Origin of the sequence: Stenotrophomonas sp. (genome assembly GCF_032056425.1) — a bacterium.
Taxonomy (GTDB): Bacteria; Pseudomonadota; Gammaproteobacteria; order Xanthomonadales; family Xanthomonadaceae; genus Stenotrophomonas.
In genome coordinates, this window is record NZ_DAMBCN010000026.1 from 60,042 (window position 1) to 67,097 (window position 7,056).

General features: G+C 67.2%; 3 protein-coding genes. 1 reads left to right on the plus strand and 2 read right to left on the minus strand.

Annotated features, from left to right (window positions below):
• Window positions 1-14: 14 nt before the first annotated feature.
• On the minus strand, window positions 15-1,790 hold the full coding sequence (locus RTY46_RS16065) for an EAL domain-containing protein (RefSeq protein ID WP_108749587.1): 1,776 nt from the start codon (window positions 1,788-1,790) through the stop codon (window positions 15-17).
• 3 nt (window positions 1,791-1,793) lie between these two features.
• Window positions 1,794-3,896, minus strand: a complete 2,103-nt coding sequence (locus tag RTY46_RS16070; RefSeq protein ID WP_312709629.1) for a PAS domain S-box protein — start codon at window positions 3,894-3,896, stop codon at window positions 1,794-1,796.
• Window positions 3,897-4,029: 133 nt separating this feature from the next.
• Between RTY46_RS16070 and RTY46_RS16075 the strand changes: the two genes are divergently transcribed.
• A complete protein-coding gene (locus RTY46_RS16075; protein ID WP_312709631.1) occupies window positions 4,030-6,768 on the plus strand; it encodes an EAL domain-containing protein in 2,739 nt (912 codons plus the stop codon).
• Window positions 6,769-7,056 lie beyond the last annotated feature (288 nt).

The following is a 7,056-nucleotide window of genomic DNA, read 5'->3' on the forward strand; positions in this document are numbered from 1 at the left end:
ACTCTACAGATCGGTCACCGCAGCGGAGAACGGTCCTCGCCGCCCTCCAGCGGTTCGGCCAGCGCCGGGCCCGCATTGCTGCGGCGCTGCTCTTCATACGTACGGAATGCCTGGTGGATGTGCTTGCGCAACTCATCATCGTTCCACGGCTTGGTCAGGAAGCGGTAGATCGCACCCCGGTTGATCGCGTCTGTCACCGTGTTCAGATCGGTATAGCCGGACAACACCAGCCGGATCGTGTCCGGGTAGAGCATCTTCACCCGGCCCAGGAACTCGGTACCGCTCATGTCACTCATGCGCTGGTCGGACAGGATCACCTGCACGTCGTTGATCGCCAGAAGGTCGAAGGCGTCGCGCACGTTGCCTGCGGCCAGGATGCGGTAGCCGTCACGGCGGAACAGGCGCACCAGCGAACGCAGCACGTTCTCCTCGTCATCCAGCAGCAGCAGCGTGCGATCCGGGCGCGTTTCGGCAAAGGCCTCCGGGCGCAGGTAGCGGCGGCGCAGGGTCATGCCGGCGGCATCGGCCGACATCGGCTCGCCGAACAGATAGCCCTGGAACACATCGCAGTCGTTGCGGCGCAGGAAGCCCAGCTGGGCCTGCGATTCCACGCCATTGGCAATGACGGTCATGCCCAGCTGGTGGCCCATGGCAATGATCGCGCGGGCGATGGCGGCCTCGCGATTGCCGGCCGGAGCGCTCTTGATGAAGCTGCGGTCGATCTTCAGTTTGTCCACCGGGTAGCGCACCAGCGCACTCAGGCTGGAATCGCCCGTGCCGAAGTTGTCCAGGCTCAGGCTGATCCCTTCGTTGCGCAGGTTGGCCAGCGTTTCGTGCACGAAGTTCACGTTGTTGGTCAGCGCGCTTTCATTGATCTCCAGCGTCAGCATGTGCGCCGGCACACCTGCGGCCTGCATCAGCGACATCACTTCGGCGAAGAAGTTCGGGCGCAGCAGCTGCAGGGTCGACACGTTCACCGCAATGGTGAAATCGTCGAAGCCCTGGTCGCGCCACAGGCGGGCCTGCTTCAGTGCGCCTTCGAGCACCCAGGTGCCGATCTGCACGATGATGCCCAGCCGCTCGGCAGTGCGCATGAAGCGTTCCGGTACCAGCATGCCCAGGGTGGGCGACTGCCAGCGCAGCAGCGCTTCCATGCCCACCACGTGGCCGTCGCGCGCGCTCACCAGCGGCTGGTAGCGCAGCTTCAGTTCGCCATTGGGAATGGCATCGACGATCTGCCGGGCAATGATGCTTTCACTGTGTGCGCTGGGCGGGGTATCCACCGCATGGATACGCACCGCATTGCCGCCTTCACGCGCGGCCTGGTAAAGCGCATCTTCGGCGTGGTCCAGCAGCCGCGAGGCGCTGCTGGCATGTTCCGGGCACAGGCTCACGCCCAGTTTGCCGGTCATGAACAGCGTGTACGGCAGCACCGACAGCGGCAGTTCCATCTGCTGGCGGATCTCCTCGGCGAAATCTTCAGGCAGCGGCAGGTCGGCGGTACGCGGCACGGCGATCAGGAATTCATCACTGCCGTGCCGCCACAGTTTGCCGCGCCCGCGCAGATACGACTGCAGGCGCTGGGCCACCAGCACCAGTGCCTGGTCACCGACCTCCGCGCTCATGTTCTCGTTCACCGAAGCAAAGTGATCGATGTCCACATGCATCAACATCAGCGGGGTGCCGCCGGAGGCGGCTTCGGCCACCATGGCCTGTAGTTCGGGATTGCCGGCACCCAGCCGGTCGGGGGCATCGTCAATGCTGACCGGGGGCAGATTGGGGTTCCACATGGCTCAGTGTTCCGGAGACTCGACGGCCGCCGTCATGGCGGCCTGATAGGGAAGGTGGACGTCGACCAGGGTGCCGGCGCCGTGTGCCGAAGCAATGTGTACGTGGCCACCCACGCTCTGCGCGCGCTCGCGCATCACGATCAGGCCCAGGCCGCGCGGTCCATCCGGATCGAAGCCCTCGCCATCATCGCGTATCTGCAGGTGCAGGCCGCGCTGGCCCAGATCGCGCAGCTGCAGCTGCACCTGACTGGCGCGCGCGTGGCGCAGGGCATTGGTCAGGCTTTCCTGCGCAATACGGAAGCAGGCCTGCTCGATGCTGTTGTCAGGGCGGGTCGGCAGTGCGTCGATCTCGGCCAGCAGCTCCACCGGCGAAGAGCGAAACAGCACCCGTGCCTGCCAGCTCAACGCGGCCTCCAGGCCCAGTGCATCCAGTTGCGGCGGGCGCAGCAGGGTGGAGATGTCGCGCAGCTTGGCCACGGTGGTGTCCGCCAGGCTGACGATCTGTGCCAGATCCTCGCCCCGGCGGGCAGGGTCCTGTTCATCCTGCGCGGCATAGGCGGAAAGTTTCATGGCGGTGATCGCCTGACCGATATCGTCATGCAGATCCCGCGAGATCGCACGGCGCTCGTCTTCCTGCAGCGAGAACAGGCGACCGGCCATGGCCTGCAGTTCACGGTTGCTGTTCTCCAACGCGCTGCGGGTACGTTCGGCTTCGCTCAGGTCGCGCACGATCAGCAGCTTGCAGTCGCGGCCGCCGTAGCGCACGTCGCCCACCGCCAGTCCCGCATGGAAATGGCGACCATCGGCACGCTGCATGACCGCTACGCTGCTGTGGCCCGGGCTGTGCTGGGGCTGGCCGGCGCGCAACTGGGCGCGCACACGCGCCAGGTCGGCGCCGTTCACCAGCGCCGACAGCGGCTCGCCCAGCAGTGCATGGCTGCCGTAGCCGAACAGGCCCGCGGCCCAGGCGTTGGCATACAGCACGTGTTCTTCGGACAGGATCACCACGCCGTCGGGCAGTACCCGCACCAGTTCACGGAACTGCTCCTCGCGTTCGCGCAGCAGGCGTCGCGACTGCTCGCGTTCGGTCACATCCTGCAGCGTGCCCAGCACGCGTTCGCGGCCGGCTTCGTCGCGACCACTGGCCGCACGCAGGTGCACCATCAACGCACGCCCATCCATGGCCAGCAGCGGCAGCAGCACGTCCACCTGCACCGGTTCGCCGGCACAGAGGTCGGCCAGCAGTTGTTCGGCCTGCGCGGCGGTGGCCGGATCGGCCGGCACCAGCAGTTCATCGAAGCGGTGCCAGCGTCGCGCCTCGGGCGGGCGCCGGCCCAGCAGCCGGTAGACCTGGTTGGAGTAGCGGCCCAGGCCACTGGCTGGGTCCAGTTCCCAGGCGCCGATGCGTGCCAGTTCGTGGGCCTCTTCCACCCGCGCCAGTGCCTGGTCACGGCGCAGCTGGGCCAGGTCCTCGGCGGTGCGGTCGATGGCGATCAGCAGGCGGGCGTTGCGGCCGTCGTAGTCAATGGCATTGGACCGCAGCTCCATCTGCCGCAGGCTGCCATCGCGCAGCTGCAACTGTGCGCGCAGGGTGCACAGCTGTTCGGGGGCCTCGCGGATCGCTTCCAGTTTGGTCTGCAGCCCCTGGTCCTGGCCGGGCGGCCACAGGATCTCGATGGTGCGGGCCAGCAGTTCCTCGCGCTCCCAGCCGAACGCCTGGCAGGCCGCCGGGTTCGCATCCAGAATGGCCAGACTGTCCAGGTCGTACACCAGGATCGGACCAGGGTTGCCTTCGAACATCTGCCGCAGGCGCGTTTCGGACGTCTGCAGGCGGGCATGGGTAGCCAACACATGTTCGGCCAGGGGCCGCAGCAGCAGATAGAGCAGGCCGGCGCTGGCAAAGACGAAGAACGCCCCCTTCACGCTCTGCCAGAAGGCCGCCTGCTGCGGCTCCAGCGCGAAGCCATTCACCGCGCCATCGGAAGCAATGATCCACGCCAGCGCCATCATCAGATAGCTCAGCACCACCCGGCGGCGGTCGCGCCGCAGCGACTGCGCCATCCGCAGGGCGGAATCAGGGTCGGTGCCGGTCGGGTCTGCGGGCATGGGCAGGGGCAGTAGGGAGGGGCGCCAGCCATCTTACCGCGCGGGTGCGCGATGACCACTCAATTATCCCCGCAGCGGGCCGTTAAGGACTGCATGCCCCGCTGTCGGGCGCGTCTTTCCGGAGCTAGATCGCGTGGACCAAGGGATCATCGCCAGCCTGCTGCAGCATCCGCTCGCGTCGGCACTGGTCATCGTCGACCGCAGTGGCCGTCCGCTGGCGGCCAATCCGGCCGCGCGCGAGCATGGGCTGCCGGCCACCCTGGCGGCTTATGCGCCCATGCTGGAAGACCTGCGGCTGCTGGCGGCCGACGGAGGCATCGTGCCGTGCTCGCTGCCGGGCGGGCCGCAGGGCCACTACGATGGCCACCTGCGCGCCGTGCACGATGGCAGCGGCAACCTGATGGCCTTCACTCTGAGTGTGCCCGAACCGGTGCCGCTTACCGGCGGCGGGCGTTGGGCACTGGCCCTGGAGAGTGCAGGGCACAGCCTGTGGGACTGGGACATTCCTACCGACCGCGTGCTGCGCACCCCAGCCCTCGGCGATGAAAATGCCACCGAAATGCTGGGCCGGGTGCATCCGGACGATATCGCCGATGTGCGCGCGGTGCTGGACGAGCACCTGCGCGGGCACAGCGAGCAGTACAGCGCTCAGTTCCGCTTCCGCCAGGGCGATGGACACTGGCGCTGGGTGCTCGATCGTGGCCGGGTGGTGGCGCGCACCGCCGATGGCCAGCCGCTGCGCATGGTCGGCACGCATACCGATATCGAACAGCAGAAGCAGCTGGAAGCGCTGCTGCAGGAACAGCAGCTGCACCTGAGCGAGGCCCAGCGCATCGCCAGCATGGGCAGCTGGTCGTTCGACCCGCAGAACCACCGTTTCTGGTGGTCGCCCGAGCTGCGCTCGCTGCTGGCGCTGGAGCAGGGCAGTGTGCCCGGCCAGCGGCGCTGGCTGAAACAGCTGCATCCACGTTCCCGCGGCGCGCTGCGTGCCGCGTGGCGACGGCTGTGGCGCGATGGCAGGGCCGCGAACCTGGATCTGGAACTCACCCGGGGCAGCGAACCCTCGCAGCACCTGCGCCTGTGGATGCAGCCGCTGCTGGACATGGACGGGCAGCCCAAGCGCCTGCTCGGCCAGGTGCAGAACATCACCGAACAGCACCAGACCGATGCGCTGATCCGATGGCGCACCGAGCTGCTCAACCGCGTGTCCGCGCTGGGACGCATCGGCGGCTGCGAAATCGAGGTGTCGACCCGGAACATGCAGTGGACCGAGGAGTGTTACCGAATCCACGGCCTGCGCAAGGAACCGATCACCCTGGACCAGGCGCTGGCGCTGTACACCGAGGACTCGCGCAACGCGTTCGAGGCCGCGCTCGGCCGCATTTCCAATGGCGGGCTGCCCGAGCAGCTGGACCTTTGCTTCTACCGCCAATCGGGCCTGCGCGTCTGGGTGCAGGTGCTGATCGAACTGGATCGGCGCGACGGGCTGCCGGCGCGTTACGTGGTCCTGTTCCGTGACATCACCCGCGAACGCGAGGCCAGCGAGCGCATCGAGCTGTTGGCCCATTACGATCTGCTGACCGGCCTGCCCAACCGGGTGCTGCTGGGCGAACAGACCGCCGAAGCCATCGAAGAGGCGCGTGACCGGGGCACCTCACTGGCCATGCTATTCATCGACCTGGATGGTTTCAAGAACATCAACGACAGCTTCGGCCACGCCACCGGCGATGCACTGCTGAAGGCCGCCGCCACCCGCCTGCACCAGAACCTGCGCAACAACGACCTGTTCGGCCGTTTCAGTGGCGACGAGTTCATCGTCGTGCTGCGTGACCTGGCCGAGCCGGAGGATGCCGGCCACGTGGCACGCAAGCTGATCGGCTCGCTGGCCGAGCCGCTGCGCCGTGGCGATACCTCGCTCAAGGTGGGCGCCAGCGTGGGTATCGCCATGCTGGGTGAGTCGCAGACCGATTTCGATTCCCTGCTGCGTGCAGCCGATGCGGCCATGTACGCGGCCAAGGAAGCGGGGCGCAACACCTATCAGTACTACAGCCAGGACGCCCTGGCCCGCATCCAGCGCCGCCTGGAGATCGAACACGGCCTGCACGGCGCGATCGAGCGCGAAGAATTCAGCCTGGCCTACCAGCCGCTGCTGCACGCCCACAACGGCGAACCGCCCGCCATCGAGGCGCTGCTGCGCTGGCACCGGCCGGGCATTGGCTACTGCAGCCCGGCCGAGTTCATACCCATTGCCGAGAAGTGCGGCGAAATCGTCCGCATCGGCGACTGGGTACTGAACGAGGCGTGCCGACAAGCGGCGGCGTGGGATCGTGCCGGCCTGTGCTTTGATCGCGTGGCGGTGAACGTCTCGGCCGTGCAGTTGCGCGACCGTGGCTTCGCCGAGCGCGTGATCGACATCTGCCACGCGCACGGCTGGCCGCCGCAGCGGCTGGAGCTGGAACTGACCGAATCCGCGCTGATCCGTGACACCGACGTGCTGCGCCATTGCTTCGACGTGCTGGAACGCCATGGCGTGCCGCTGGCGGTGGACGACTTCGGTACCGGGTTCTCCAACCTGAACTACCTCAACCGCTTCCCGGTGGGGCGGCTGAAGATCGATCGCAGCTTCGTGCAGGGCATGCTGCACGATTCGGGCACCGCCGAAGTGACCCAGGCCATCGTGCACCTGGGCCACGCCCTGGGCATGAAGGTCGTGGCCGAAGGCGTGGAAACGCACCAGGAAGAAGACATGCTGCGCCGCCAGGGCTGCGACGAAATACAGGGTTATCTGTACTCACGCCCGCTCAGCCCGCGCGACCTGGCGCAGTGGCTGCGCCAGCAGCACGCCGGCAACGAAGTCGCCCTGGCCCGCTGACGCCACCCGCGTCGCACCGCTCTGGTAGGTGCCAACCTTGGTTGGCACGCACGCGTGCGCGCGCAATCACCCATCCACGCACGGCGTCAGCCCTGGTAGGTGCCAACCTTGGTTGGCACGCCTGCGTGTGCTGGCATCACGCATCCACGCATGGCGTCAGCTTTGGTAGGTGCCAACCTTGGTTGGCACGCACGCGTGCGCGCGCAATCACTCATCCACGCACGGCGTCAGCTCTGGTAGGTGCCAACCTTGGTTGGCACGCCTGCGTGTGCTGGCATCACGCATCCA